Genomic DNA, 26,263 nt, shown 5'->3' on the forward strand with positions numbered 1-26,263 from the left:
TATGTAGGCATTGTTAAAGTATTTGAGTTTATGAACACCTATTTTGGTTTTACGAGCTTAAAATTTGAACTAACTTGCACATTCTTTCCCAAAAGCTATGTCAGAAAAAAAAGTAAGCATCCTTAAGGCTTTCAAAACTATTATTTGGCCAAGAAGAAAATTGGTATTCATTGGCTTGCTTCTAATTGCTATAAGCAAAGCTGCAAGTTTTGTTGCTCCCATTGCTTCAAAATATCTTATTGATGATGTTATCGTAAAAAAGGATTATACCATGCTCAAGTATCTGGTTGCCGGGGTTATGTTGGCCATTTTAGTACAGGCCATAACTTCGTTTCTCCTTACCAGAATAGTGAGTGTACAGGCCCAATATTTAATATCGGAGCTACGTGCTCAAGTACAAAAAAAAGTGTTGGCCCTACCCATCAGTTTTTTTGACAATACAAAATCGGGGGCCTTGGTATCCCGAATCATGTCAGATGTGGAAGGTGTTCGGAATCTTATCGGGACCGGATTGGTGCAACTGGTAGGAGGAACAATAACAGCGGTAGTTTCATTGATTCTGTTATTGGATATAAGTGTTCCCATGACCCTGATTACTTTTATTCCATTGATTGTTTTTTCTGTTATTGCTCTGAAAGCTTTCAAGATTATTCGTCCCATTTTCCGAAATAGGGGAAAAATCAATGCAGAAGTAAAAGGAAGACTTACGGAAACCCTCGGGGGAATACGGGTGATTAAGGGTTTTAATGCAGAAAAACAGGAGGAAGCGGTTTTTGAAGTAGGCGTAGACCGTTTGTATCAAAATGTAAAAAAGAGTTTGACCACTACCGCTTTTATGTCCAGCTCCTCAACCTTTTTACTTGGTGTTGCTACCACAAGCGTCATGGGTTTTGGTGGATACCAAATTATTGAAGGTAGTTTGACGATTGGTGAATTTGTGCAGTTCACTATTTTGTTGGGGCTTATGATTGCTCCGATTGTTCAAATGAGCAATGTGGGTAGTCAGTTGACTGAAGCGTTGGCCGGATTGGATAGAACGGAAGAATTGATGAACACTCCCGAAGAAGCTGAAGAAGGTGAGCGTACTCTTCAATTGGATTCAATTTTGGGCAACATGAATTTTATCAACGTTTCCTTTTCCTATGAAGAAGAAAAAGAGGTCTTACACAATATTAGCTTCAAAGTGAAATCAGGACAAGTTGTCGCCTTGGTAGGTAGTTCTGGTTCTGGAAAATCAACTATTGCAGGTTTGGCTGCCAGTTTTTTAAAGCCTGATACCGGAACCATTACCATTGATGGGCAAGATTTGTCCAAAATAGACCTCAACAGTTTTAGGCAATACTTAGGTGTGGTGCTTCAGGATGATTTTTTGTTTGAAGGAACGATTCGAGAAAACATTCTCTTCCCTAGGCCGAATGCATCCGAAGAGCAATTGCAACGAGCTGTTAAAGCGGCTTATGTGGATGAATTTACCGACCGGTTTGATGAAGGCTTGGATACCTTGATAGGTGAACGAGGAGTAAAGCTCTCAGGCGGTCAGCGACAACGTATTGCTATAGCTAGAGCTGTTTTGGCAGACCCCAGAATTCTTATTTTGGATGAAGCTACATCCAATTTGGACACAGAGTCTGAAGCACTGATTCAAAAAAGTTTGGCGGAATTGACTAAGGGACGAACCACTTTTGTGATTGCGCACCGTTTGAGCACCATCCGCAAAGCAGACCAAATATTGGTAATTGAAAATGGAAGAATTGCCGAACAAGGCACTCACGAAGAGTTGATAGCTTCTGAAGGGAGGTATTACAATCTGTTTACTTATCAAGCGAGAATCTAAAGTTCTTCTGGAGCCAGCTTTACTTCCAGTCCTTCAAGCTCTGGGGTGATATGGATTTGACATCCCAATCTGGAGTTGTCCTCAACGTTAAAGGCTTCAGATAGCATTGCCTCTTCATCATCTGATTTTTCAGGAAGGTCATGGTCTGAATTCACATAGCATTGGCACGAAGCACACATGGCCATTCCGCCGCAAATACCGATTGTACCCTCTGGGGCAAGCTCGTAGGAACGCACTACCTCCATCAAGTTCATGTTCATATCCGTTGGTGCATCCACTTCGTGCAGTACACCTTCCCTATCCGTGATTTTGATTTTTATATCGGACATAATCCTTCTAGTTTATTAGTGCGTTAGTGGTAAAGTGAACAAGTACGACTCCACTTTACTATCTCATAGATTTAATAAAAGCATAAATCATTTTGGAAACTTCATTTGTAAACTCAACCAATTCCAATGCTTCTGCTTTGTCGAGATAATTCAATCTTTCTGACAGATATAACATTGACCTTACTTCACTATTGGAAGCAAGAGCAAAATAAAGAAACCGCTTGAAATCTGTATTCGATTGCCGTTCAAAACCCTCCGCTATATTATTTGAAATCGATACTGAAGTCCTCGTAATTTGGTCTTTGAAACCATAATCTTTATGTGTCGAAAAGCAACTATAAATAGTGACGGCCAAATCTGGTGATTTTTGCCACATCTTTAAATCTTCAAAACGATGTACTGTCATTCTGCAATCACTAATTCACCAATTAACTTAACCGCTGACTCACTAGTTCACTAATCTATTGCTTTGACCACTGCTTTTGGAGCTTCTTTTTTACTACCATCAAATCCTGTCACTCCTCCAACGGTAGTATATTTCATGACGTACTTTTTATCCGGGTGAATACGTTGGTAGGCACTTTGGCACATCAAAGTAGCTTCATGAAACCCGCATAAAATCAACTTTAGTTTTCCAGGATAGGTATTCACATCGCCAATGGCATAGATTCCGGGAACATTGGTTTGATAATCCAGAGTGTTATCCACTTTAATGGCGTTCTTTTCAATTTCAAGACCCCAATCCGCAATAGGGCCTAATTTTGGGGATAGACCGAACAAGGGAATAAAATCATCTACTTCTAAGTCTATTTTTTCTTCTGAATCTGTTTTTTCAATACTAACTTTCTCCAACTTTTCTACACCTTCCAATCCTCTAACCTCAGCAGGGGTAATCAAGTTTATTCTTCCCTGATTTTTGAGTTGTTGTACTTTCTCCACTGAATCCAGGGCTCCGCGAAACTCATTTCTTCGGTGCACCAGTGTCACTTCTGAAGCTACATCTGCCAAGAATATAGACCAATCCAAGGCTGAATCACCACCTCCGGCTATCAACACCTTTCTATCCCGAAAAACTTCAGGTTCTTTTATCATGTAGACTATGCCCTTGTCTTCATAATCGGAAAGGTTGGGCAATTGGGGTTTTCTAGGCTCAAAACTCCCTAATCCTCCTGCAATGGCCACAATAGGTGCTTTGTGTTGAGTTCCTTTGTTCGTGGTGACTACGAATGAACCATCCTCTTGTTTTTCAATGGTTTCTGCACGTTCTCCTAAAGTAAATCCGGGCTGAAATGGCTTAATCTGCTCCATGAGATTATCAACTAACTCTCCCGCCAATACCTCTGGAAAACCAGGAATATCGTAGATAGGTTTTTTTGGATATATCTCGGCACATTGTCCACCAGGCTGTGGAAGTGCATCGATAATATGACATTTTAATTGTAGCAAACCTGCCTCAAAAACAGCAAAAAGACCCGTAGGTCCCGCTCCAATAATCAAAATATCGGTTGTAATCATGTAAAGTGTTTTGAAGGGTGCAACTTACATTTTGCCCAATGAAGTAATTATGATATCGGTCATACTAACTTAAGTTGACTACTTCTTCAATTTGTGGTGCATATTTTTTAATGGTCATTTCAACACCACTTTTAAGGGTCATTTGATTGACACTGCACCCGATACAATTTCCTTCCAACTTCACTTTCACGGAATTCTCATTATCTATTGAAATCAATGAGATATCTCCTCCATCGCTTTGAAGAAAAGGTCTTATCTCTTCCAAAGCTTTCTCTACATTGCTGCGTAATTCTTCTGCTGTCATACTCATTTCTTTTTGACGGCTGAACAACCCGCCATTGTTGTAATTTTAATTGCTTCAGTAGGAGGTAAATCGGTATTTCTTCTCACCAATTCACTTACTACATTTTTTGTGAGCTCCTCAAAAGCCTCCTCGGTTGCAGTTGCCGTTTGAAGCGCTGCCGGTCTTCCTACATCTCCAGCTTCTCGAATGCTCTGTACCAAGGGTATTTCACCTAAAAAAGGAACACTCAAGTCTTCAGCAAGGTTTTTGGCCCCATCTTTTCCAAAGATATGATATTTGTTATCAGGCAACTCTTCTGGAGTAAAATAGGCCATATTTTCTATTATTCCCAATACTGGAACACTAATGGCTTCTTGTTGGAACATGGCTACTCCTTTTCTAGCATCTGCCAGAGCAATTTTTTGCGGAGTACTGACCACAACAGCTCCAGTAACTGGTAAAGATTGCATGATGCTCAAATGGATATCCCCAGTTCCCGGTGGTAAATCCAAGAGCAAAAAGTCGAGTTCATCCCAATGCGCATCAAAAATCATTTGGTTCAAGGCTTTGGATGCCATGGGTCCACGCCAAATAACAGCTTGGTTCGGTTGAGTGAAAAAGCCTATGGAAAGTAATTTGACACCATAATTTTCAACCGGTTTCATTTTTGCCTTGCCATCCACATTAATGGAAAGGGGTTTTTCTAGAGCCACATCAAACATGATGGGCATGGATGGTCCGTAAATATCCGTGTCCAACAAGCCAACTTTAAAACCCATTTTGGCCAAAGTAACCGCTAGATTGGCAGTAACCGTAGACTTCCCTACACCTCCCTTACCAGAAGCAACGGCAATGATATTTTGGATTCCAGGAATTGGCTTCCCTTTGATTTGATTTACCTTAGGTTTAGCAGGAGCATCCACCTTAAGATTTACCTTTATTTTGGCTTTTTGATAGACATCTTGGTGAATTATCTTCAAGATTTCCACTTCAGTCTTCTTTCTAGCTTGAAGACTTGGGTTCTTTATGGTCACATCTACCTCAACTTCATCACCAAAAACCTGAACATTGGTCACCGCTCCGCTCTCTACTAAAGTCTGTCCTTCCCCTGGTGCAGAGATTTTTTCCAATGCTTTAAGAATGTCTGCTTTATTGAATTTCATCAATTGTTTTGTTTGCAGTCGTTTAAACTGATTCTAAATTACAAAGATACGGCAATGGCTTCATTTTGTGAAGTCTGGCCATTGAAAATGAAGATGGTGGGATAGGGTTGGGTTATTGCAGTTCTTTCCCTGGATTCCAAAAGTATTTTTGAAAATTCACAATTTGATTATCAACCACTTTGATTCCCTCATTCTCCAAAAGCTGCTGCATCAAATTTGTGCCATCAAAATGGTGTTTACCTGTCAATACTCCTACTCGATTAACCACACGATGCGCTGGTACATCCTTTGCCAAATAATTGTTCATGGCCCAACCTACCATTCTTGCACTGCGAGCGGCACCCAAATATTTAGCAATAGCTCCATACGAGGTGACCCTTCCGTAAGGGATCAACTTGGCCACTTCGTATACCTTATCAAAAAAATTGGGTTCTTCCATTATTCAATAATACATTTTCATCAGGGTAATCATCAATAAGACAAGCATTAAGGCACTAAGAATATAGTTTGAATTTTTTGAGAAACGATTGGTTTTTTGTTCCATTTTATTAAAATAAAAAGCATAGAGGTACATAACCAAAAAAGTCCCCATGCCAGCAGCCAAAATAAAGATGACTTCATCAATCACCTTGTAATCCATAAAGCCTTGGCTATGAAACAAGGTATTTAAACCACTGTAGTAGGGAATGGTCAACACATTAATTGCCGCAAGAAAAAGGCCCTTGGTAAAACTACTGCGCTTTTTTACCTCGACGAATTCTTTTGAGGTATTACTCTGTTTTTTCCCTTTTACAAAGAAAAAAATAGCCAGTATCAAAAAAACCACCACGGCAGTCTTCAAAAGCATACCTATTATCTCTGGGTTCCTTGATAGATATTTGGCAATTCGAACTGAAATATAGGTTTGGCACATGACCATGAACGCGACACCCAGACCAAAAATCACCCCATTGGCTTTTCCTTTCTCAACACTTGTCTTAGCTGCATTGACATTCAAAAGCCCAGGTGGGGCAGATGCCACGAAAGCTGCCAAGAAAGTAATCAAAAAAAGAACAAATAAGTGTGTCATACGTTAGCAAACCTAAACTGAAGATAGGTTATGGGTTTTCCTTTCTCAAGATATTGATTTTCATAGAATGTTTGTATTTCCATTACCTCACTTGGGCTACCTTCATTTTTATATACATCATGGTTGGCATAGCTTACTTCATGACCTAAACCGTGCAAAAGTCCCAAGGTATAGCCATGTAGAAATTCGCTATCTGTTTTCAAGTGAACACATCCCCCCGGCTTTAATATCTGCTCATACTTCTTCAAGAAAATAGAATTTGTCAAACGGTGTTTGGTACGTTTGTACTTAATCTGAGGGTCAGGAAATGTTATCCAAATTTCATCGACCTCATTCTCAGCAAAAAGTGAGTCGACCAATTCAATTTGAGTGCGCAAAAAGGCAACATTGGATAAATCCATCTCCAAGGCGGATTTCGCCCCACGCCAAAATCGAGCTCCCTTAATATCTATCCCCAAGTAGTTTTTATTTGGATTTCTTTTCGCCAATCCGACTGAATATTCCCCTTTTCCACAACCCAGTTCCAAAACAATGGGATTCTCATTTTTGAAGAAATCCCGCCATTTTCCTCTCCATTCAAAATCATTCAAAGCTTCATCCCTGGAGGGTTGAACAACATTGGGAAAGGACTCGTTATCCCTAAATCGCTTTAATTTATTTTTACTTCCCAAGGCAATCATTTAACATTTTGTAAAACTACGGATTTCAAGAATGATTTGATGTTTTTGTTTCTTTGTCCTATGCAAAATTCCAAACGCATCCTGGTGGCTCCTCTCAACTGGGGACTTGGACATTCTACGCGTTGCATCCCTATTATTAATGCATTATTGGCGCAAGGCCATCAACCTTATATAGCTTCAGACGGAGTAGCGCTGTCTTTGTTACAAAAGGAGTTTCCGAACCTGCCTTCTTTTGAGTTGCCCTCCTATAAAATCAGCTATGCTGAAAAAGGCCGTAATTTTAAAATTAAGATGCTATGGGACTCCCCAAAAGTTCTAAAAGCCATATCCAAAGAGAAGAAAGCGGTTAAAAAATTGATAAAAGAGCATCAGTTGGACGGCATTATCTCTGACAATCGCTTAGGTGTATATTATAAAAAAGTGCCCTGCGTTTTCATTACCCATCAGTTGAATGTGCTTTCTGGAAATACCACTTGGATGAGTTCTAAAGTGCATCAAAATATTATAAAGAAGTTTGAAGCTTGTTGGGTGCCCGATGTTGAGGGGAAACCTAATTTGACAGGAAAACTGGGCCATTTAAAAAAGAAGAAAAAGAATGTCAAGTATCTGGGGCCATTAAGCAGGTTTGAAAAGCATCAAAATGAAACTTCCTTCGATTTAATGGTTTTATTATCTGGACCGGAGCCGCAGCGCACCTTGCTGGAAGAAAAGCTATTACTTGAACTGAATAGTTTTGCGGGAAAAATTTTATTTGTTAGGGGCAAAATAGAGAAGGAACAAACCCATCGGACCATAAAGCATAAGACATATACCTTGGACCTTTATAACTTTATGAAATCCAAAGCACTTGAGAGTGCCATAAATCAGAGTGAATTAATCCTTTGTCGTTCAGGATACACCACAGTAATGGATTTGGCTAAGTTGGAAAAGAAGGCGTTTTTTATCCCGACCCCAGGTCAATATGAACAAGAGTATCTAGCAAAACGAATACAAAAACAAGGGCTAGTGCCCTATTGTAAGCAGGATGATTTTACGATTGAACAATTGGATAGAACCGACTCCTTTGAAGGGTTGACCCAATTTGAATCGGATATTGATTATCTGGAATTGTTCGAGGTCTTTTCTAAAGTAAAAGAAAATTCCGAGCCCACACCTTCCTCACTTTCTACGTAGATTTTTTCGTCGTGGGCTTCAATAATGTGCTTTACAATGGAAAGCCCCAAACCGGAACCTCCTTCTTTACGGCTTCCACTTTGGTCCACTCTGTAAAAGCGTTCAAATAGGCGGGGAACATGTTTTTTGGGAATTCCTTCGCCATTATCGGTTACACGAACAATAACTTTGTTTTTAATGAGGTTTTCAACACTTACTTCAGTGGTACCCTTTGGATGACCGTATTTGATGGAATTAACCAATAGGTTACTAATCACCTGTTGGATTTTTTCACGGTCCGCCTTTACGTAAATGGGTTCCGGATATTCCATGTCGAAAGTGAGGGTAATTTCTTTATCCGCTGCCTTCATTTCCAATAAGTCAAACACATTTTGAATTAGTTCAATAATGTCAAAATCTTCCTTCTCAAGCTTAAGTCCCCCAACTTCAAGCTTGGTGATTAAATCAAGGTCACGAACTATATAAATCAATCGTTCCACTCCTTTATTTGCCCTAGCCAAATACTTTTCGCGAACTTTTTTATCATTGATTGCCCCATCTAGCAGGGTAAGTATATAACCTTGTACCGTAAATAGAGGAGTTTTCAGTTCGTGTGATACGTTCCCCAGAAAGTCTTTTCGATATTCTTCTTGAATTTTCAGTGTATCAATCTCAATCTTTTTGTCCTCCGCAAATTTTTCAATTTCCTCGGTCAGGGTCTTCATGTCTGTGGTGACAGGTTTGGAAGAAAACGTAGAAGATTCCAAAAGGGAAACATCGTCGTATATCTTTTTGATTCTTCTATAAATGAAGCGTTCCACCCGAACTTGCAATACAATAAATGAAACAACGAACGAACCTACAAACAGTAACGCAAGTAGAAATAGGTTCAATTCTTCCATAAAGGCCATTGTAACCGCAAAAAATAAGGTAGTAATCAGAGTGATTACCAAGGAAGAACGTAAAGCAAACTTATAGGATTTCCTAGTTTGGATGGCCATTACAAGACAAACTTATAGCCTACACCCTTTACCGTTTTAAAGTGATGGTCTCCAATCTTCTCGCGCAATTTTCTGATGTGTACATCTATGGTTCTTCCTCCAACCACTACTTCATTGCCCCATACTTTGTCAAGGATAACCTCTCGTTTAAAAACCTTACTGGGTTTTGATGTTAGCAAGGAAAGGAGTTCAAATTCTTTTCGGGGCAGGACTATTTCCTTACCATCGTTTACAATTTTATATTCTTCCCTGTTGATTACTATGTTACCCACTTTGACGATGTCTTCAATCTCTTGTTTTTCGTCCTTTAGTCTTCGTAACAGGGCCTTCACTTTACTTACCAACACTTTTGGTTTGATTGGCTTGGTTATATAATCGTCCGCTCCTGCATCAAAGCCGGCAACTTGGGAATAGTCTTCCCCTCTTGCAGTTAAAAAAGTGATTATGGTATTCTCCAAGCCGGGAGTATTCCTAAGAACTTCACAAGCTTCAATCCCATCCATCTCGGGCATCATAACATCTAAAATAATAAGGTGCGGATTTTTCTTTTTTGCCTTGGCAACACCTTCAGCACCGTTCTTGGCCGTGAAGACTTCGTACCCCTCGGCAGATAAGTTGTAACTCACAATTTCCAAGATATCCGGTTCATCGTCGACCAATAAAATCTTGATATCCTTTGTTTTCATGGGATGATGGAATTAGTGTTAAACACCCAAATGTAAAGATAATACGATTACTCCATAAATGCTTAACATTCATTTAATCCGATAACCTTATGGTAATGTTGTTTAAACAAAGCTTTAACATCCACATAACATCACTTTTACAGCATCAAGCGTTATTTGCGGCAAAATTTTAAGATGAGAAAAATTCATTTTCTTTTAGCAATCCTAATATTGTCAACTGTAATAGTGAGGGCACAGGGTACAGGTAGTATTTTGGGAAAACTCACAGATAAAGAATTTGGAGAAGAACCTTTGCCATTTGCCAATGTCTTGATTAAAGGCACCACAACAGGAACCACATCGGATTTTGACGGGTTATATGAGATTAACGGATTAACTCCAGGAAACTACATAGTAGTTTATAGCTATTTAGGGTACCAAACTCGTGAAATCAATGCTACTGTAGAAGCAGATAAAGTAACCACCATAAATGTTCCTATGAGCGCATCGGAAGGTGTGGCCTTGGATGAAGTTGTTATTTCGGTTTCAACCAGCAAGGAATCTGAGATAGCCCTCTTATTGGATCAGAAAAAAGCCATTGAAATCAAAACTTCCATAGGGGCACAGGAACTAGCAAGAAAGGGAATAGGAAATGTTGAGGATGCGGTTGTGAAAGCTGCAGGTATTACTAAAGTGGCATCACGTGGAGTGGTAGTTCGTGGACTTGATGAAAGATATAACTTCTTGACCATAAATAATCTTCCGCTTTCCCCTACCAATTGGGAAACCAAAATTCCAGATTTAGGATTGTTTACCTCTTCGTTAATCTCTAAAATAGATGTCAACAAAATTTTCTATACAGGTCTTTATGGAGATTTTGCAGGTGCAACTTTTAACGTGGATACCAAACAAATACCAAATGAAGGATTTACCAAAATAGGATTTAGTGTCGGCGCAAATCTTCAATCTTTGGAAAACACATTCATAACCGATGAGGAAGATGGATCTATTAACTTCTTTGGGTTTGGCGGTGCAGATGCTAGACGAATTCCCGATGCTTTAAGCAACGAAAATTCAAGCTCGGGAGATATATTTAGAGCCCAAGGCCAGGATGCGGTAGATGCTTTCGAATCAGATTTTGATGTAGATGTCATCTCCGCACCCATTTCAACCGGGTTTAGTATTGCAAATGCGGGTATTATCTCTAACAATGTTGAAAAATCGAGAAAGACAGCTTACTATTTTGGTGTGAATTATGGTAATTCATTTAATTCAAACTTGGGAGATAGTTTCCTTCGAAATCCTCAAGGCCAACTTTTACGAACTATTAATCGTAACAATAGCTTTTCGTTTTCAACACAATCCAATTTATTGTTCTCTATTTTTAATAGAACTGATAAAAACAGTATTGATTTCAACTATATTTTCGTAAAAAGCACAGATACCGAGGCTAATGATAATTTTGGCCGTTTTGCCGAAGTATCTGCGAATCTTCAGGGTATCGAATCTAAGTTCGTTCAATCTACATTGCACCAATTTCAAGTTTTAGGGGCATATAGGTTTAACGAAAACAACAGATTGCGTTATGGTGCTACTTACGGAACATCGGATTACGAACAACCGGATAATACTATTATCACCTTGGAAGATCAAGAAGATGGTAGTTTTTTGTTCTCAACAAACTCAGGTAGGTTGTTTCGTTATTTTCTAAACACCGATAATAACAATTTTGCTGCTACTCTAGGATACCAAGTCGATTTATCTTCAGGAAGAAGTGAAAACAAAGATCAATTCAATATTGGCTTTGATTTCAACAATGAAACCTTGGATGTATTCAACCGTTTTGTACTGGTCAACCTTACGGGAATAGGCGCTATAAACATAGACCCCAATGCAATTGATGCATCCTTGACAACGGCTTTCTTGGCAGATGACAATACTTCTTATGTGGAATTACCTGATACTCCATTCTTGGATATTAGCACGAATATTATTGCTACCAATGCATCATACAATTTCAATTTTTCAGATAAGCTTAGCTTATTGGCGGGAGTACGTTTGGAGAGCTTTACTAGAGATGTTGGTGAAGATGCATTAGAAAATTCTTTTTCTTTTGATGAGTTTTTTGTCTTGCCATCTTTCAATCTGAAGTATGAGGTTGGGAATACATCAAATTTAAGGTTGGCAGGAAGTAGAACGTACACAAGGCCAAAAAACTTGGAAATCGTACCGATTACGCGACAAAATTCTGTTGGTGATTTAATTCTTGGTAATACGGATTTGGAGAATTCAGACAATCTTAACTTGGACTTGAAATATGAAATTTTCCCAGATAACAATAGTTTGTTCAGTGTAAACCTGTTTACAAAAATCATTGATAATCCAATAGAGCGTCTTATTGCAGATAGTGGCTCATTCATCAGAACAGTTTTTGATAATACCGATAGTGCCACCCTGTTTGGCGCAGAATTTGAAGTACAGAGTACCCTTGGTTTTTTGTTACAAAATGAATCTCTTGATAATATATCATTTGGAGCTAATGTTACTTTAATGGATTCCAACGTATCCATTTCAGATGAACTACAACAAGAGTTAAATCTGACCAATACAAGTAGGAGGCTTCAAGGAGCTTCCGACTTTTTGTTAAATGCGGACATCAATTATGATGTTACTTTTTCTCCAAAACTTAAAAGTAAGTTTACATTCCTGTTTAATACCTTCAGTGAAAGAATTTCAAGTGTAGGTTCAGGTACGGGTTCCGTACAATACGAGGATGAATTTGAACAACCCTTTAATAACCTAAGTTTCATTTGGGCCAACAAAATTGGTAAAGGTTTAGAAGCATCTTTTAAGGTGAACAATATTTTGGATGACACCTATGAAAGGACAATTGTAAACTCCAATCCAGGGCAAACCGGAAACGTGAGTCGGGTTTCCTATCAGGTGGGCACTTCTTTATCTCTTTCGTGTAGCTATAAATTCTAAACATTAAGGAAACATAGCTAACACAATCTTAAAACAAAGTGCTGATTTAGTAATGATTCAGTAAAAAAAATCAAATTCCACAGAAATACTTTTGCTCTAAAATTAAATAACATCAAAATGAAAAAAAGTATACTGCTTAGCGCATTATTTTTAGCAACAATAAGTACAGTGTTAGTTAGCTGTAGTGATGATGAAGATCCAATCCCAACCCCACCGACTACAGGTACCGATGATGATGATCCAGGAACAGGTGGAGGCGACCCGCTTACCGAAGTGGAGTTTGATGCCAATGGGGATTGGACTCAAGAAACTTTGGACGCTTTTGCAGACCAATTGGGTGTAAATGCCGATGCAACTGGAGCCGACGAATCTGCTTTTGCTTTCACTACAGTTTCCACTACAATTGGTAATACTGTACTCCCAACAAATTTTACCGCAACACAAACCTTAAGTGGTGAAATAACATCTGAAGTGACTTTGGATGCCAATGAGGTTTACGAAATTGAAGGTGCTGTTTTTGTAAGAGATGGTGGTACTTTGAACATTCCTGCAGGTACATTTCTATTTGCCAATTCGGAAAACAATGCCGCAGTGAGTGGAGATATCACAGCTGCTGATGTAATTGTCGTAAATCAAGGAGGAACCTTAAATGCCACAGGTACAGCAGATAATCCGGTTATATTTAGCTCCTCAACCCAAGTTTCCGGTTCATGGGGGGGCATTGTTCTTTTGGGTAACGCTCCTATCAATCTGAGCGGCGGGGAAGGTAATGCAGAAATAGCAGATAACGTAGGTGAAGATTTACCATACGGAGGTACAGATGCCACAGATAGTTCAGGAAACTTATCCTATGTAATACTTGCTTACCCTGGAACTCAAATCAATACTGAATCTGAATTCAACGGGTTTTCTTTCTATGGTGTAGGTTCTGGGACCACATTGAACTTCTTGCAAGTTTTCCAAGGACAAGATGACGGTTTTGAATGGTTTGGTGGAACTGTTGATGCAAGCAATCTATTTTCCGAAGCTTTTGATGATTCTTTCGATTGGGCTGAAGGTTTTGTGGGTACCTTGGATAACATTATTGCTGACCAACCTTCAGGAGCTGACCACTGTATTGAGGCAGACAATCTTAGTGCTGACAATGACGCTGCACCAAGATCTAACCCTAATGTAACAAATGCCACCTTTAATTCTTCGGGTGATGATGATGCTATCAGACTCAGGAGGGGAACTGCCGTACAGATGGACAATATATTCTTCGACATTAGCGGTAATAGCAGAGCACATTTTGAGGTTGATGATGTGGTAACCGGTCAATTGATTTTGGATGGAGATACTACTTTTGAAAACATTGCTGTTGATGCTGGAAATCCTGCCTTTATAGGTAATGCCAACAACTGATTTCTATTGCTGAAATTCAATAAAACAATTAAAGCCCTTTGCCATGCGCAAAGGGCTTTTTTCATGCACTTCATCGAAAAAGCAAGTCCTTTTTCGACAAAATGCTCAATTTCAGGGATGTAATTGGCTATATTTGTGGCATAGCCTTTGTAACCTACTTTATATGAAGCACCTTTACGCGGTACTTTTCTTTTTTATTTGTGCTATTGGATTCTCTCAAGAGAATGTAGAGTCCAATGCAGATATTGATGGCTTAAAACTATATCCTAACCCTTGTACCCAAAACAAGGTTTTTATCGAAACCCTTTCCAATAATCCCAAACAGATTGCAATTTTTGATGTATTGGGAACCCAAGTACTTCAAACCACCATCTTGGGTAAGGAGCTAAATCTTTCCCGATTGGATAAAGGCATGTACATTATCCGAATTCTGGAAAACAATAAAGTTGCTACCAGAAAACTGATAATCAAGTAGTTCGTCGATATTTTTAATCTTTTTTGCCCTTAAACTTCTGGGTTTTTTCGCTTAACCTACATAATTTCCTGTTTCACAACATTTTATAGGTATCATCTTAGGCTTTAACTACTTTTATTATGCATAGACCCCAAATCAGCATATATGAAGAACCTCTACTTAGTTATTCTTATGGCATTACCACTATTTAGCTTCGGTCAAGAACTGGTCACTGTAAACACACAACAGGTGAGCGAACTACAAGGGTTCAAAATGTATCCGAACCCAGCATACGGAGATGAGATCTATATCACAACTTCATCAAACGGAACAAAAAATGTTAAGATTTTTGATGTTTTTGGAGATGTTGTCCTTACGGATAGAATATCAACAAATACATTGAACATATCACGTTTGTTACCTGGAGTCTATGTACTTCAAGTAACGATACAAGAAAAAACAATGACCCGGAAATTGGTCATCAAATAACCCCCATATCTTAAGCCCTTTTAAGGGCTTTTTTCTTTTTTGGCCTATTTTTGTAGGCCATGGAACCCAATAACATCCAATCCATTTTCTCCATTTCAAATTCGGATGAGTTTGAGGCCCAGTGCCTGAAAATTTTTAGTTTTCAATTTGCGCATAACTCTCTTTACAAATCTTATTGTGAGCTATTGAGCAAAACTCCAAGAAACGTTTCGCATAGTTCTGAAATTCCTTTTCTCCCTATTGAATTCTTTAAATCGAAAAAAATAGTGTCCTCTTCAAAACAGGTTGAGGCTATTTTTGAAAGTAGTGGCACCACTGGGAGTACACCTAGTAAACATTATATCACAGATTTAAGTGTTTATAAAGAAAGCTACACGAGGGGGTTTACACATTTTTTTGGTCCGATTAAAAAGTATTGTATTCTAGCCTTACTTCCTTCATATTTGGAAAGAAAAGGGTCTTCTTTGGTTTTTATGGTAGACGATTTGGTCAATCAATCCCAACATCCGGATAGTGGTTTTTACCTATATGATTTAAAGCAACTCCATCAAAAACTCATTCAATTGGAGGAGAAAGGGACCAAAACTCTATTGATTGGTGTCTCTTTTGCCTTATTGGATTTGGCCGAGCAATACCCTATAAAATTGGAGCACACCAAGATTATGGAGACCGGCGGCATGAAAGGAAGAAGAAAAGAGTTGATTCGTGAAGAATTGCACCAACAGTTAATGCAGGGATTTGGAGCAGATAAAATTCATTCTGAATATGGCATGACCGAGCTATTGTCTCAGGCATATTCCTTAGGGAAGGGAATATTTAATTGTCCTCCGTGGATGAAAGTTACGGCCAGAGATACCGAAGACCCCCTCTCTCCGCAGGAGTATGGCAAAACGGGAGGAATCAATATAATTGATTTGGCCAACATCCATTCATGCTCTTTTATTGCCACCCAAGATTTAGGGAAAGTAAATAAAGACGGCTCTTTTGAGGTTTTGGGAAGGTTTGACCATTCTGATGTTAGAGGATGTAATTTGATGGCCCTTTGAAAGGTAGGTTCTAATTTCTAATGAATGTATAAAGAATTTCATCATCTGCAATAGTAGGTTCATCAACAAACCTGAGAAACAAGGTGTTTTCTGAAAAGTCAAATTCATAGGACCTTCCATCCATCATTCTTATCTCACTACCCGAAACAGAATAAGAATATGTGCCATTGGGCCTAAAATATTCAAAACTTCCCGTATGTGAGACCGTAATTTCATCGGATTCCACATCAAAGAGAACTGTAGTAGACTCGAACTCTGGAGGGTCGGGAAACCCACAAAAACAGCTAACATTAGTCAAAGTCCATTCCCCATCTAGAGTAGCGTTTTCAGGGTTGGAATCATCATCAGAGCAAGAAACTGTCCAAAAAATCAGTAGTAATAAAAAACACTTTTTCATTTCTTTGGCTTTATACTTAAGATGTATACGAACGAAACAGTTGCTTTACGCTACTTTTAAAACAAAATAATTTTTCTTGCCTCTTTGAAGCAACACAAATTTATTGTTGATTAAATCGGAATTGGTAATAACGTAGTTTTCTTTCACCTTTTCCTTGTTTACCGAAATCGAATTCTGCTTCAATTCCCTTCGAGCCTCTCCATTGGAAGCTAGAAACCCGGTTTTAGCAGCCAAAGCTCCAATCATATCGAGACCATTTTCTAGTTCTGCCTTAGGGAGTTCAGCTTGTGGAACTCCTTCAAAAACATCTAAAAATGTTTGCTCGTCCAGTTGTTTTAGGTCTTCAGAAGTAGATTTGCCAAAAAGAATATTGCTAGCCTGTACGGCTCTGTCCAAATCAGCTTCGGAATGTACCATTGTAGTTACTTCTTCAGCTAGCTTTTTTTGAAGCAATCGCAAATGTGGTGCTTCGCTATGTTCTTGAATCAGTTTTTCAATAGCTTCCTGATTCAAAAAGGTGAATATTTTAATATATTTTTCTGCGTCTGTATCCGAAGTATTCAACCAATATTGATAAAAACGATAAGGCGAGGTTCTGTGGGCATCCAACCAAACGTTTCCGCCTTCGGTCTTTCCAAACTTAGTACCATCAGCCTTTGTAATCAAAGGACAGGTTAGGGCATACCCTTTACCACCACCAATTCTTCGAATGAGTTCAGTTCCAGAAGTAATATTGCCCCATTGATCGCTTCCTCCCATTTGAAGGGTACAATCATGGTTCTGATATAGGTACAAAAAGTCATACCCTTGCACCAACTGATATGTGAACTCAGTGAATGACATACCTTCCTTTGCATCTGATGATAATCTCTTTTTTACCGAATCTTTTGCCATCATATAATTGACAGTGATATGCTTGCCTACATCACGGATAAAGTCCAAAAAAGAAAAATCCTTCATCCAATCATAATTGTTTACAAGGATTGCCGCATTGGGTTCGGTGCCATCAAAGTCCAAAAAGCGGGACAATTGTGCCTTTAAAGCTTCTTGATTTCTTCGTAAGGTGTTTTCATCCAATAGATTACGTTCTGCTGATTTTCCTGATGGATCTCCTATCATTCCTGTTGCACCACCTACAAGGGCGATGGGTTTATGTCCTGCCAACTGAAAATGCTTCAACATCATTACCCCAACCAAATGTCCAATATGCAATGAATCTGCAGTGGGGTCTATCCCAACATAGGCAGCCTGCATCTCTTCCATCAGATGTTCTTCCGTTCCTGGCATAACATCATGGATCATTCCCCGCCATTTCAGCTCTTGAACAAAGTTTGTTTTCATCCCTAGTAGTTTAAATCGGTGCAAATATAAAATGAAGTTCTTAGATCGTTACCGAAATACGACGCAAAGAACTACTTTAGTTATATGATTCTAGTGACCGGAGGAACTGGCCTATTGGGTTCGCACCTACTTTATCAACTTATACTTAATGGTGAGGCAGTAAAGGCCTTGTATAGAAATGACAAAAAAAAGGCAAAGGTCCTCGAGGTTTTCGGCTTTTACTCTTCGGAAGCTCATGCATTGTTCAATAAGATTCAGTGGGTGAAGGCAGATGTTACCGATTTAGGTTCTCTGGAGACTCATTTTGAAAATGTTAAACAAGTATATCACTGTGCTGCTTTGATATCATTTGACCCCAAAGACCTTAATAATCTGCTTAAAACAAACGTGGATGGCACAGCCAACATGATCAACCTTAGCGTAAAACATAAAATCAACAAGTTTTGTCATGTAAGTTCAATTGCCGCTCTAGGGTCTGGCAAAAAAGGGCAGACGATATATGATGAAAATGTAGAATGGAACGATAACCGGGTATCTGTCTATGGTATATCTAAATTTGAGTCAGAGTTAGAGGTTTGGCGTGGTTCCCAAGAGGGACTTCCTGTGGTAATTGTAAATCCTGGGATTGTATTGGGGCCTGGGTTTTGGCGTTCGGGCAGTGGCCTTTTGTTCCGAAGGGCTTCAAAAGGGGGGCGCTATTCATTTCCGGCCGGTACTGGCTTTGTCAGCGTGAATGATGTGGTGAACTCTATGGTGCTTTTAATGAAATCGGACATAGCGAATGAGCGTTATATCCTGGTCAATCAAAATTTAACGTATCATGAGGTTTTTTGTGATATGGCCACCGCTTTAGGTGTGGAACCTCCATCTAAAATAGTTTCTCTTGGGCTATTAGAAATCTTCTGGCGTATTGATTTCTTAAAAAGTGCTCTTTTCGGAAGGCGAAGAAGACTCACAAAAAACATTGTCAAAGGGTTGTATCAGCAAGATAAATACGATAATTCTAAATCTAAGACCATTCCGGGTTTCACATATGAATCACTTCCAGATGTCATCAAATTTTGCTGCGAAAAACTGAAAGCTACGAAGAAGGTTTAGCTTCCTTTTTTACTTTATTTAAAGAATCAGCTCTTCTTTGCTGTGCTGCCCTGGTACTATCGTTCCTTTTTTGATTGCTTTCCTCCAATTCTTTTCTCTTTTTCTCCAACCTAGCTTCCACCTTCTCGTAAATCATTTGGTATCGTAACGGAACGGAAGCATAGTACTTATCACTTTGGACAAATTGCGTACTGTCAATCTGATATTTTTGGTAAAGAAAATCCATGATTTCTACATTGTTGTCCTCCAAATGGTAGCTAAAAGAAGTTTTAGCAGCTCTAAGCAGGGCAAGATCATGAAGAATATCAGTCATTTTTTCTTCTGAAATCAAGTCTTCCGGTGGTTCTACCACTTTTTCAGCGCAGCTCCAAACAACAAATATCATAACAAAAGTAACTACTGTTCTCATCGTCATCTCCTAAAGGTGAGTCTTTTGGCATTTCGTTTCTCAGAAAAAACACCATTGTCATAGGCCAAATGACCATTTATAAATGTCCTCGCTACTTTTGAGTTGAAAGTGATGCCTTCAAAAGGGGACCAACCACATTTGTATAGCACGTTGGATTTTTCAACCGTTTGCGGGACGCCTTCTTGTATCTGAACCAGGTCAGCATAGTATCCTTCACGGATATATCCTCTTCTGTCCAAATCAAAAAGTTTAGCGGGATTATGGCACATTTTTTCCACAATCTTTGGTTTGCTTATTATCCCTTCTTCTTCTTTTTGTAGCATGGCAAGCAATGCATGCTGCACCAAAGGCCCCCCAGATGGGCATTGTGTGTATGGATTGTCTTTTTCTTCCAAAGTATGTGGGGCATGGTCAGTGGCCACAACGTCAATTCTGTCATCCAAAAGGGCTTCCCACAATTGCTCTCTATCTTTTTTTGTCTTTACCGCTGGATTCCATTTGATAAAAGCACCCTTATCCTGATAATCTTCGTCTGAAAACCATAAATGATGTATGCAGACCTCTGCCGTTATCTTTTTTTCTTCCAGCGGGATTGCATTCGTAAACAAGTCCGTTTCTATTCCGGTGGACAAATGAAAAACATGTAACCTGGCGCCCGTTTGCTTTGCAAGCGCTATAGCTTTTGATGAAGATAAGTAACAGGCCTCTTCACTTCGGATAATGGGATGCAAGTGGATTGGGATATTATCTCCATATTCGCTTTTATACTTTTCCAGATTGGCCCTAATGGTACCTTCATCTTCACAATGTGCAGAAATCACCATTTCAGTGCTGCTGAAAATACGCTCTAAAACAACCTCGTTATCCACAAGCATGTTTCCTGTTGACGAACCCAAAAAAAGTTTGACTCCGGAGCATGCATTTCTGTCCAACCGTTTCAACTCTTCCAAGTTATCATTGGTACCTCCAAAAAGGAATGAATAATTGGCCCACGCACTTTTGGAAGCCATTCCAAATTTCTCCTCTAATTTTTCAATGGTCGTGGTTTGCGGATTTGTATTGGGTTGTTCCATAAAAGTTGTGATCCCGCCAGCCAGTGCCGCACGACTTTCCGTATCAATATTTCCTTTATGGGTCAAACCTGGCTCCCTAAAATGAACCTGATCATCTATGATTCCTGGGAAAAGATAATCTCCCTCCAAATCAATTACAGTTGCCATAGGTTCGGAGATATTCTTGTCTATTCTTTCAATAAAATCTGAGTCAAGAAGAATGTCCGTCTCGGTACATTCACCTTCATTAACCATTTTGGCGTTCTTAAGTAGAATCTTCGACATTGTTAAAAGCTTTTTCTGAAAAAGGTACTCCGCAGTTTCATGGTAATCACTCCAAAAATGGCTTCTTTGACAATTTTTGAATTCATTTTGGACTTACCATGAATCCTATCCGTGAAGATAATGGATACTTCTTCTATTTTAAAGCCTTTTAAGTAGGCTCTATATTTCATTTCAATTTGAAAGGCATAACCAATAAAACGTACTCTATCCAAATCAATCTCCTCCAAAACCTTTCTTCTATAACATACAAATCCGGCTGTTGGGTCGTGCACCTTCATTCCAGTGATCAATTTCACATAAAAGGACGCTCCGTAAGAAAGTAGAATTCGGAACAAGGGCCAGTTCACTACATTGACCCCTTTTTTGTATCGAGATCCCACGGCAACGTCTGCTTCATTCAAACACGCTCTATGTAAACGCAAAAGGTCAGCTGGGCGATGGGAAAAATCGGCGTCCATCTCAAATATATAGTCGTATTCCCTGTGCAAAGCCCATTTGAAACCGTGAATATAGGCCGTTCCCAAGCCCGATTTCTCTGTTCTTACTTCCAGGAAAAGTCGATTCGGAAATTCTTCTTGAAGCATTCGGACATTTTCTGCTGTTCCATCGGGCGAATTATCGTCCACAACAAGAACATGGAAATCTTTCTTTAAATCGAAAACCGTTTTGATTATAGCCTCAATGTTCTCGATTTCGTTGAAAGTAGGTATAATGACCAGTCCGTCTGCCATTGATGAATACGTTAGAGGGCAAAAATAACACTTTGTCTTTTGATTGAGCCCCTGAGATTTTTGGTCTCCCCAGTTTATCAATATTTGTACCTTTATCCCATCAAAACAACAATTGATGACCCAAAGGTTTCCCGCGACTTTTCTTATTCTAATCGCGTCACTTTTCATCCTAAACCTCGTACAAAGTAGTCTTACAGAGCTCATTTATGATGAAGCTTATTATTGGTACTATGCCCAAAATATGGATTGGGGTTTTTTTGATCACCCGCCTATGGTAGCTTTTCTCATCAAAATCAGTAGTTTATTGTTTGATGGAGAATTGGGGGTTCGTTTTATGAGCTGTATTCTAGCAGTGGGTACTTATATTGTTTTATGGCTAACTATTGATAATCCCAAAAAAAATGAACATGTGGTGACCTTTTTTCTTTTGCTGTTCTCCACCACACTATTAAACGCTTATGGGTTCTTTACACTACCGGACACTCCTTTACTATTTTTTACTGCCCTTTTTCTTTGGTTATACAAACTCTTCCTAGAAAAGCCATCATATATGCTTGCCTTTGCCATTGGAGTGGCAATGGCAGCTTTGATGTACAGCAAATACCATGCAGCTCTTGTCATTGTTTTTGTGTTGCTTTCCAATTTGAAGCTATTACGAGATTCTAGGGCATGGTTTGCCGTTATAATTGCATTGCTCTGCTATACTCCTCACTTTTTATGGCTTTTTGAGCATGATTTTCTTTCCATAAAATACCACATTTATGAACGCCCCAACCAAGCCTACTCCTTTTCAAAATTCACCTTGGGCTACTTTGTAAATTTGATTGCTATTTTTGGACTACTTTTTTTCTGGGCCTACAAGGCTTTACTGAAAACTCAAACCACTAATCTTTTTATAAAGGCCTTAAAATATCTTTCGTTTGGAGTCATTGTTTTCTTTTTTATTTCAAGTTTCAATAGGCGGGTGCAAACACAATGGGTAGTGGTCATTTCAATTCCCATGGCCATCTTAACATTTAACTATATCCTAGAAAATGCAAACTCTAGAAAGTGGGTGTATCGATTGGGACTTGTAAGTATGGTCATCATGCTATATGCGCGAGCCTGGCTGGCGTATAAACCTCTTTTTCCCCTAAGGTTTGAAACCCATGGCAATACCGTTTGGGTAAATGAGCTCATGGAAAAGTCCGAAGGGGTTCCTGTGGTTTTTGAAAATTCTTATCGTCGCCCATCCTTGTATACCTTCTACTCTGGAAATCCTAGCTTTTCGCTAAACAATCATATGTACCGAAAAAGTCAATACTCCATTGATCAATCAGAAGAAAATGTACAAGGCAAAAGAGTAGTGTACGTGACCAAGTATGCTAGAAGTGGAGACATTCAGTTTTTGCATTCCGACAATAAAACGGTGTATTATGGAACATTTATAAATAATTTCGAGTCTTTCCGAAAACTAGAATGCATTGTGGAACCCGCCTCGGTAGATGATACATACGCTTTAAAGGTTTACAACCCTTACTCTTTTGAAGTTCCGCTGTCTAAACTTTCATTTTCTGCTGCATTTTCAAATGCCTATAAACAAGTAAAGGATTTACAGGCAATGGAGGTACAAGCAGTAGAAAAAGAAAGGCAAGTAATCCCTGCTAGAGATACTCTTGAGTTTAAATTCGAATTGCCTAAATCCAAATTCGAAAATCCAACGTACTTTAGAGTCGGCATCTCCGAAAACGGATTACTTCCCGGACTCAACGGGATCCCTGTTAAAATTGAACAATGACCCCTATAATCAGAACCATAGAATCCCTGGATTGGATGACCTTAGTTTTGGTCTTTAGTATGTTGGTAATGACATTGGGAAAATATCTCTTTCAAACTAAGTTTCTCAACTTTTTGATCCTGCCTTTTAACAATAAGTATATCATGCTTTCCAATAAGAAAGGGCGTCTTCTAAATTGGTTCCATATTTTCATGACCATTTTCCAGTTCATTAACCTTTCGTTATTCATTTTTTTGATGAATCGGACATGGAATGGTCCATCTAGCCAGAACACTTTTGAAATATTCTTGATTATTGTCGCATTGATAGCAGCCTTCCAAGTTGTTAAAATCATTCTTCAACTTTTTAAAGGTTTTGCATTTAATACCCAAGAGCTGGTTTTGGATGTGATTTATAACAAAAGCACGTATTTTAACTACAGCAGTTTGGTTATGTTCCTGAGCAACATTATTCTGATTTACGTACTAAACAATTCAAAAACTGTCATTTACGTAGCCATTGGGCTTATTCTTTTAATTAATGCCATTGGACTGATAAAGCTGATGAAGAACTATCAAAAAGTCATACTCCCTTACTTGTTTTATTTTATTTTGTACCTTTGCGCACTCGAAATTGCACCCTTGGTTGTAATTGGAAGCTATCTAAAAGGTTGATTATCTTATGAAAGTAAAAACAATTTTGGTTTCCCAGCCAGAACCCAAAATCGAAAATTCCCCTTATTCTCGATTAATAGAAAAAGAAAAAGTAAAGGTAGATTTTAGACCCTTTATTCATGTTGAAGGAGTACAGGCCAAAACTGTAAGACAGCAGAAAATTGACCTCAATAATTTTACTGCTATCATTCTTACCAGCAGAAATTCAGTAGATCATTTCTTTAGAATTGCAGAGGAAATGCGCTTTAAAGTACCTGATAGTATGAAGTATTTCTGCCAATCTGAAGCTGTTGCCTACTACCTACAGAAGTATGTAGTATATCGAAAGCGTAAAATATATGTTGGCAAACGTACTTTTAATGAATTAGTGCCTCTAATCAAAAAGTACAAGGATGAGAAGTTTTTGCTCCCGTCCTCTGACACCTTGAAAGCTGCAGTTCCTGAAGCTTTGAATGAACTGAAAGTAGATTGGACAAGAGGAATTTTCTATAAGACGGTGATCAGTGATTTGTCTGATTTGAGAAATGTGTATTATGATGTACTGGTATTCTTCAGTCCTTCAGGAATAGAATCTCTTTTAAAGAACTTTCCTGATTTTGAACAGAACGACACCAGAATAGCTGTTTTTGGCAATAGCACGGTAAATGCTGCTACAGATGCTGGGCTTCGTATTGATATTAAGGCTCCTACTCCTGAAACTCCTTCGATGACCATGGCCCTTCAGAAGTACATTACCAGTGTAAATAAATAATTAAAGCTTTAGCTTAAAATAAAAAGGCCGCTCTAAAGAGCGGCCTTTTCTATTAGAATGCATAACGTTGTGGACCTCCACGTCTTATCTCCTCATTGGCATAGGATTCAAACTTTTTAAAGTTTTCCCTAAATGCATTTGTGAGTTTAAAGGCAGTTTTATAATAGGCATCATCGTCATTCCAAGTGGCCCTGGGGCTCAAAACTTGAGTTGGGACTCCTGGGCACTCTCTGGGCTGTGCTACTCCAAAAACAGAGTGAATATGGTACCTGTCATAAGAGTAAAGCCCTAGTTCACCGCTTAAAGCCGCGCTGATCATGGCTCGTGTATACTTAAGTTCCATCCTTTTTCCCACGCCATAGGGACCTCCGGTCCATCCTGTATTAATTAACCAAACATCCACACCTGATTCTACCATTTTTTTACTGAGCATCTCTGCATACTTCGCAGGATGTAAGGGCATAAATGGTGCTCCAAAGCATGCAGAAAACGAAGGTTGTGGTTCAACCACTCCAGCTTCTGTTCCAGCCACTTTGGCCGTATACCCCGAAATAAAATGATATGCAGCCTGTGCAGGCGTTAATTTCGAAATAGGCGGAATAACTCCAAAAGCATCAGCAGTTAAAAAGAAAATATTCTTTACGTTTTTGCCGATTGAAGGTTGTTGGATATTCTCAATATGGTGAATTGGATAACTTACCCGAGTGTTTTGAGTAATGGTAGTATCTGAATAATCAACTACACCATTATTATCCATAATGACGTTCTCCAGAATAGCTCCTTTTTTGATGGCACCATATATCTCAGGTTCCTTTTCTTGCGATAGATCTATCACTTTTGCATAGCAACCTCCTTCAAAATTAAAGACTGTGTTTTCCGGCGTCCACCCATGCTCATCATCGCCAATCAGCTTTCTATTAGGGTCAGTGGAGAGAGTTGTCTTTCCAGTACCTGATAATCCAAAGAAAAGTGCTGTATCTCCTTCAGGACCAACATTGGCCGAGCAGTGCATGGGCAATGTGTTCTTTTGGACTGGTAGAATAAAGTTCAAAGCTGAGAATATGCCTTTTTTGATTTCTCCAGTATATCCAGTACCCCCTACAATAGCCACTTTCCGTGTGAAGTTCAAAATGGCGAAATTGTGTTGACGGGTACCATCAATTTTAGCATCGGCGGTAAAGCCAGGAGCATTGAGCACCACCCATTCGGGGTCAAAAGACTTTAACTCTTCTTCATTGGGCCTTAGGAACATATTATAGACAAACATATTGGACCAAGGATACTCGTTAATCACCCGTATGTTCAATCGGAAAGAGTCTTCTGCACACGCATAACAGTCCCGAACAAAAACTTCACGCTCATTCAAATAATCCACCACCTTATCGTATAGTTTATCAAACTTTCCAGCATCAAATGGAATGTTTATATCTCCCCACCAAATTTTATCCTTGGTGATTTCATCTTCAACAATAAACCGGTCCATGGGAGATCTTCCTGTAAATTCACCTGTGTTAACTGCCAAAGCTCCAGAGGAAGCCTGTTGCCCCATTTTCATATCAATGGTTGTTGCATGCAAAGTCTCCGGAGAAAGTTGATAGTGAATCCTATCGTGATGGATTCCATAATCCTTCAACGAAATTGATTTCGTAGATGGGCTGTACGATGTCATTTTTTTGTTTTTAACGTTGGGGCAAAGCTAG

At 39.0% G+C, this 26,263-nt stretch carries 27 protein-coding genes; 11 read left to right on the forward strand and 16 right to left on the reverse strand.

Going from position 1 to position 26,263, the window contains the following annotated elements; all coding sequences use genetic code 11:
* Positions 1-97: 97 nt before the first annotated feature.
* Positions 98-1,834, forward strand: coding sequence for an ABC transporter ATP-binding protein (locus ACOKFD_RS10255; RefSeq protein ID WP_422857850.1), 1,737 nt, complete (start codon positions 98-100; stop codon positions 1,832-1,834).
* Here the strand turns inward: ACOKFD_RS10255 and ACOKFD_RS10260 are convergent.
* From ACOKFD_RS10260 to trmB, 8 genes are all read right to left on the reverse strand, one after another.
* On the reverse strand, positions 1,831-2,163 hold the full coding sequence (locus ACOKFD_RS10260) for a ferredoxin (protein ID WP_422857851.1): 333 nt from the start codon (positions 2,161-2,163) through the stop codon (positions 1,831-1,833). The two genes, ACOKFD_RS10255 and ACOKFD_RS10260, sit on opposite strands and share 4 nt — an antisense overlap.
* 58 nt (positions 2,164-2,221) lie before the next feature.
* Positions 2,222-2,569, reverse strand: a complete 348-nt coding sequence (locus ACOKFD_RS10265; protein WP_422857852.1) for a four helix bundle protein — start codon at positions 2,567-2,569, stop codon at positions 2,222-2,224.
* Between the two features lie 50 nt (positions 2,570-2,619).
* Positions 2,620-3,678: an NAD(P)/FAD-dependent oxidoreductase gene (locus ACOKFD_RS10270; RefSeq protein WP_422857853.1), complete on the reverse strand. Its 1,059-nt coding sequence runs from the start codon at positions 3,676-3,678 to the stop codon at positions 2,620-2,622.
* A 64-nt stretch (positions 3,679-3,742) separates the two neighbouring features.
* Positions 3,743-3,982 (reverse strand): NifU family protein, encoded by a 240-nt coding sequence (locus tag ACOKFD_RS10275; protein ID WP_298996935.1) that lies wholly within the window; start codon positions 3,980-3,982, stop codon positions 3,743-3,745.
* Positions 3,983-3,984: 2 nt separating this feature from the next.
* Positions 3,985-5,124 (reverse strand): P-loop NTPase, encoded by a 1,140-nt coding sequence (locus tag ACOKFD_RS10280; protein WP_422857854.1) that lies wholly within the window; start codon positions 5,122-5,124, stop codon positions 3,985-3,987.
* 112 nt (positions 5,125-5,236) lie between these two features.
* Entirely contained in the window at positions 5,237-5,563 is a 327-nt protein-coding gene (locus ACOKFD_RS10285) for an MGMT family protein (protein ID WP_422857855.1), read from the reverse strand.
* Positions 5,564-5,566: 3 nt separating this feature from the next.
* Positions 5,567-6,193, reverse strand: a complete 627-nt coding sequence (locus tag ACOKFD_RS10290) for a LysE family transporter (RefSeq protein WP_422857856.1) — start codon at positions 6,191-6,193, stop codon at positions 5,567-5,569.
* Entirely contained in the window at positions 6,190-6,864 is a 675-nt protein-coding gene (trmB, locus tag ACOKFD_RS10295; RefSeq protein WP_422861018.1) for a tRNA (guanosine(46)-N7)-methyltransferase TrmB, read from the reverse strand. Before trmB ends, ACOKFD_RS10290 begins: the two co-directional genes overlap by 4 nt.
* Positions 6,865-6,933: 69 nt before the next feature.
* Between trmB and ACOKFD_RS10300 the strand changes: the two genes are divergently transcribed.
* Positions 6,934-8,046 (forward strand): glycosyltransferase, encoded by a 1,113-nt coding sequence (locus ACOKFD_RS10300; RefSeq protein ID WP_422861019.1) that lies wholly within the window; start codon positions 6,934-6,936, stop codon positions 8,044-8,046.
* Here the strand turns inward: ACOKFD_RS10300 and ACOKFD_RS10305 are convergent.
* Positions 7,971-9,026: a sensor histidine kinase gene (locus ACOKFD_RS10305; RefSeq protein WP_422857857.1), complete on the reverse strand. Its 1,056-nt coding sequence runs from the start codon at positions 9,024-9,026 to the stop codon at positions 7,971-7,973. The genes ACOKFD_RS10300 and ACOKFD_RS10305 overlap by 76 nt on opposite strands.
* Positions 9,026-9,712: a response regulator transcription factor gene (locus ACOKFD_RS10310; protein WP_298996922.1), complete on the reverse strand. Its 687-nt coding sequence runs from the start codon at positions 9,710-9,712 to the stop codon at positions 9,026-9,028. The genes ACOKFD_RS10305 and ACOKFD_RS10310 overlap by 1 nt, the downstream gene beginning before the upstream one ends.
* 174 nt (positions 9,713-9,886) lie before the next feature.
* Between ACOKFD_RS10310 and ACOKFD_RS10315 the strand changes: the two genes are divergently transcribed.
* From ACOKFD_RS10315 to ACOKFD_RS10335, 5 genes are all read left to right on the forward strand, one after another.
* Positions 9,887-12,676, forward strand: coding sequence for a carboxypeptidase-like regulatory domain-containing protein (locus tag ACOKFD_RS10315; protein ID WP_422857858.1), 2,790 nt, complete (start codon positions 9,887-9,889; stop codon positions 12,674-12,676).
* A 117-nt stretch (positions 12,677-12,793) separates the two neighbouring features.
* Positions 12,794-14,080 carry a multidrug transporter gene (locus ACOKFD_RS10320; protein WP_422857859.1) on the forward strand — a complete coding sequence of 429 codons (1,287 nt, stop codon included), beginning with the start codon at positions 12,794-12,796 and terminating at the stop codon, positions 14,078-14,080.
* Positions 14,081-14,243: 163 nt separating this feature from the next.
* On the forward strand, positions 14,244-14,555 hold the full coding sequence (locus ACOKFD_RS10325; protein WP_422857860.1) for a T9SS type A sorting domain-containing protein: 312 nt from the start codon (positions 14,244-14,246) through the stop codon (positions 14,553-14,555).
* A 144-nt stretch (positions 14,556-14,699) separates the two neighbouring features.
* Positions 14,700-15,023 (forward strand): T9SS type A sorting domain-containing protein, encoded by a 324-nt coding sequence (locus tag ACOKFD_RS10330; RefSeq protein ID WP_422857861.1) that lies wholly within the window; start codon positions 14,700-14,702, stop codon positions 15,021-15,023.
* Between the two features lie 59 nt (positions 15,024-15,082).
* Complete coding sequence (locus ACOKFD_RS10335) at positions 15,083-16,069, forward strand: acyl transferase (RefSeq protein WP_422857862.1); 987 nt, start codon at positions 15,083-15,085, stop codon at positions 16,067-16,069.
* Positions 16,070-16,079: 10 nt separating this feature from the next.
* On the opposite strand, the gene ACOKFD_RS10340 is transcribed toward ACOKFD_RS10335, so the two are convergent.
* Together ACOKFD_RS10340 and tyrS are read right to left on the reverse strand one after the other, a co-directional pair.
* Positions 16,080-16,466, reverse strand: a complete 387-nt coding sequence (locus tag ACOKFD_RS10340) for a hypothetical protein (RefSeq protein WP_422857863.1) — start codon at positions 16,464-16,466, stop codon at positions 16,080-16,082.
* Between the two features lie 45 nt (positions 16,467-16,511).
* Positions 16,512-17,807 (reverse strand): tyrosine--tRNA ligase, encoded by a 1,296-nt coding sequence (gene tyrS, locus ACOKFD_RS10345; RefSeq protein WP_298996907.1) that lies wholly within the window; start codon positions 17,805-17,807, stop codon positions 16,512-16,514.
* Between the two features lie 84 nt (positions 17,808-17,891).
* Here tyrS and ACOKFD_RS10350 point away from each other — a divergent pair, with 84 nt between their 5' ends.
* Positions 17,892-18,905 carry an NAD-dependent epimerase/dehydratase family protein gene (locus ACOKFD_RS10350; RefSeq protein ID WP_422857864.1) on the forward strand — a complete coding sequence of 338 codons (1,014 nt, stop codon included), beginning with the start codon at positions 17,892-17,894 and terminating at the stop codon, positions 18,903-18,905.
* Here the strand turns inward: ACOKFD_RS10350 and ACOKFD_RS10355 are convergent.
* From ACOKFD_RS10355 to ACOKFD_RS10365, 3 genes are read right to left on the reverse strand one after another with little or no spacing between them, the layout of a single operon-like run.
* Complete coding sequence (locus tag ACOKFD_RS10355; RefSeq protein ID WP_422857865.1) at positions 18,889-19,314, reverse strand: DUF4296 domain-containing protein; 426 nt, start codon at positions 19,312-19,314, stop codon at positions 18,889-18,891. The genes ACOKFD_RS10350 and ACOKFD_RS10355 overlap by 17 nt on opposite strands.
* Positions 19,315-19,316: 2 nt before the next feature.
* Positions 19,317-20,651 carry a dihydroorotase gene (locus ACOKFD_RS10360; protein WP_422857866.1) on the reverse strand — a complete coding sequence of 445 codons (1,335 nt, stop codon included), beginning with the start codon at positions 20,649-20,651 and terminating at the stop codon, positions 19,317-19,319.
* A 2-nt stretch (positions 20,652-20,653) separates the two neighbouring features.
* Positions 20,654-21,382: a polyprenol monophosphomannose synthase gene (locus tag ACOKFD_RS10365; RefSeq protein ID WP_422857867.1), complete on the reverse strand. Its 729-nt coding sequence runs from the start codon at positions 21,380-21,382 to the stop codon at positions 20,654-20,656.
* A gap of 115 nt (positions 21,383-21,497) precedes the next feature.
* On the opposite strand from ACOKFD_RS10365, the gene ACOKFD_RS10370 reads away from it, so the two are divergent.
* From ACOKFD_RS10370 to ACOKFD_RS10380, 3 genes are read left to right on the forward strand one after another with little or no spacing between them, the layout of a single operon-like run.
* Positions 21,498-23,159: an ArnT family glycosyltransferase gene (locus ACOKFD_RS10370; protein WP_422857868.1), complete on the forward strand. Its 1,662-nt coding sequence runs from the start codon at positions 21,498-21,500 to the stop codon at positions 23,157-23,159.
* Entirely contained in the window at positions 23,156-23,812 is a 657-nt protein-coding gene (locus ACOKFD_RS10375) for a DUF4271 domain-containing protein (RefSeq protein WP_422857869.1), read from the forward strand. The genes ACOKFD_RS10370 and ACOKFD_RS10375 overlap by 4 nt, the downstream gene beginning before the upstream one ends.
* Before the next feature lie 7 nt (positions 23,813-23,819).
* Positions 23,820-24,563 carry a uroporphyrinogen-III synthase gene (locus ACOKFD_RS10380; RefSeq protein ID WP_422857870.1) on the forward strand — a complete coding sequence of 248 codons (744 nt, stop codon included), beginning with the start codon at positions 23,820-23,822 and terminating at the stop codon, positions 24,561-24,563.
* A gap of 52 nt (positions 24,564-24,615) precedes the next feature.
* Here ACOKFD_RS10380 and pckA read toward each other — a convergent pair whose 3' ends face one another.
* Complete coding sequence (gene pckA / locus ACOKFD_RS10385) at positions 24,616-26,232, reverse strand: phosphoenolpyruvate carboxykinase (ATP) (RefSeq protein ID WP_422857871.1); 1,617 nt, start codon at positions 26,230-26,232, stop codon at positions 24,616-24,618.
* Positions 26,233-26,263: the final 31 nt, after the last annotated feature.

The organism is Flagellimonas ulvae (assembly GCF_049333175.1).
Lineage (GTDB): Bacteria > Bacteroidota > Bacteroidia > Flavobacteriales > Flavobacteriaceae > Flagellimonas.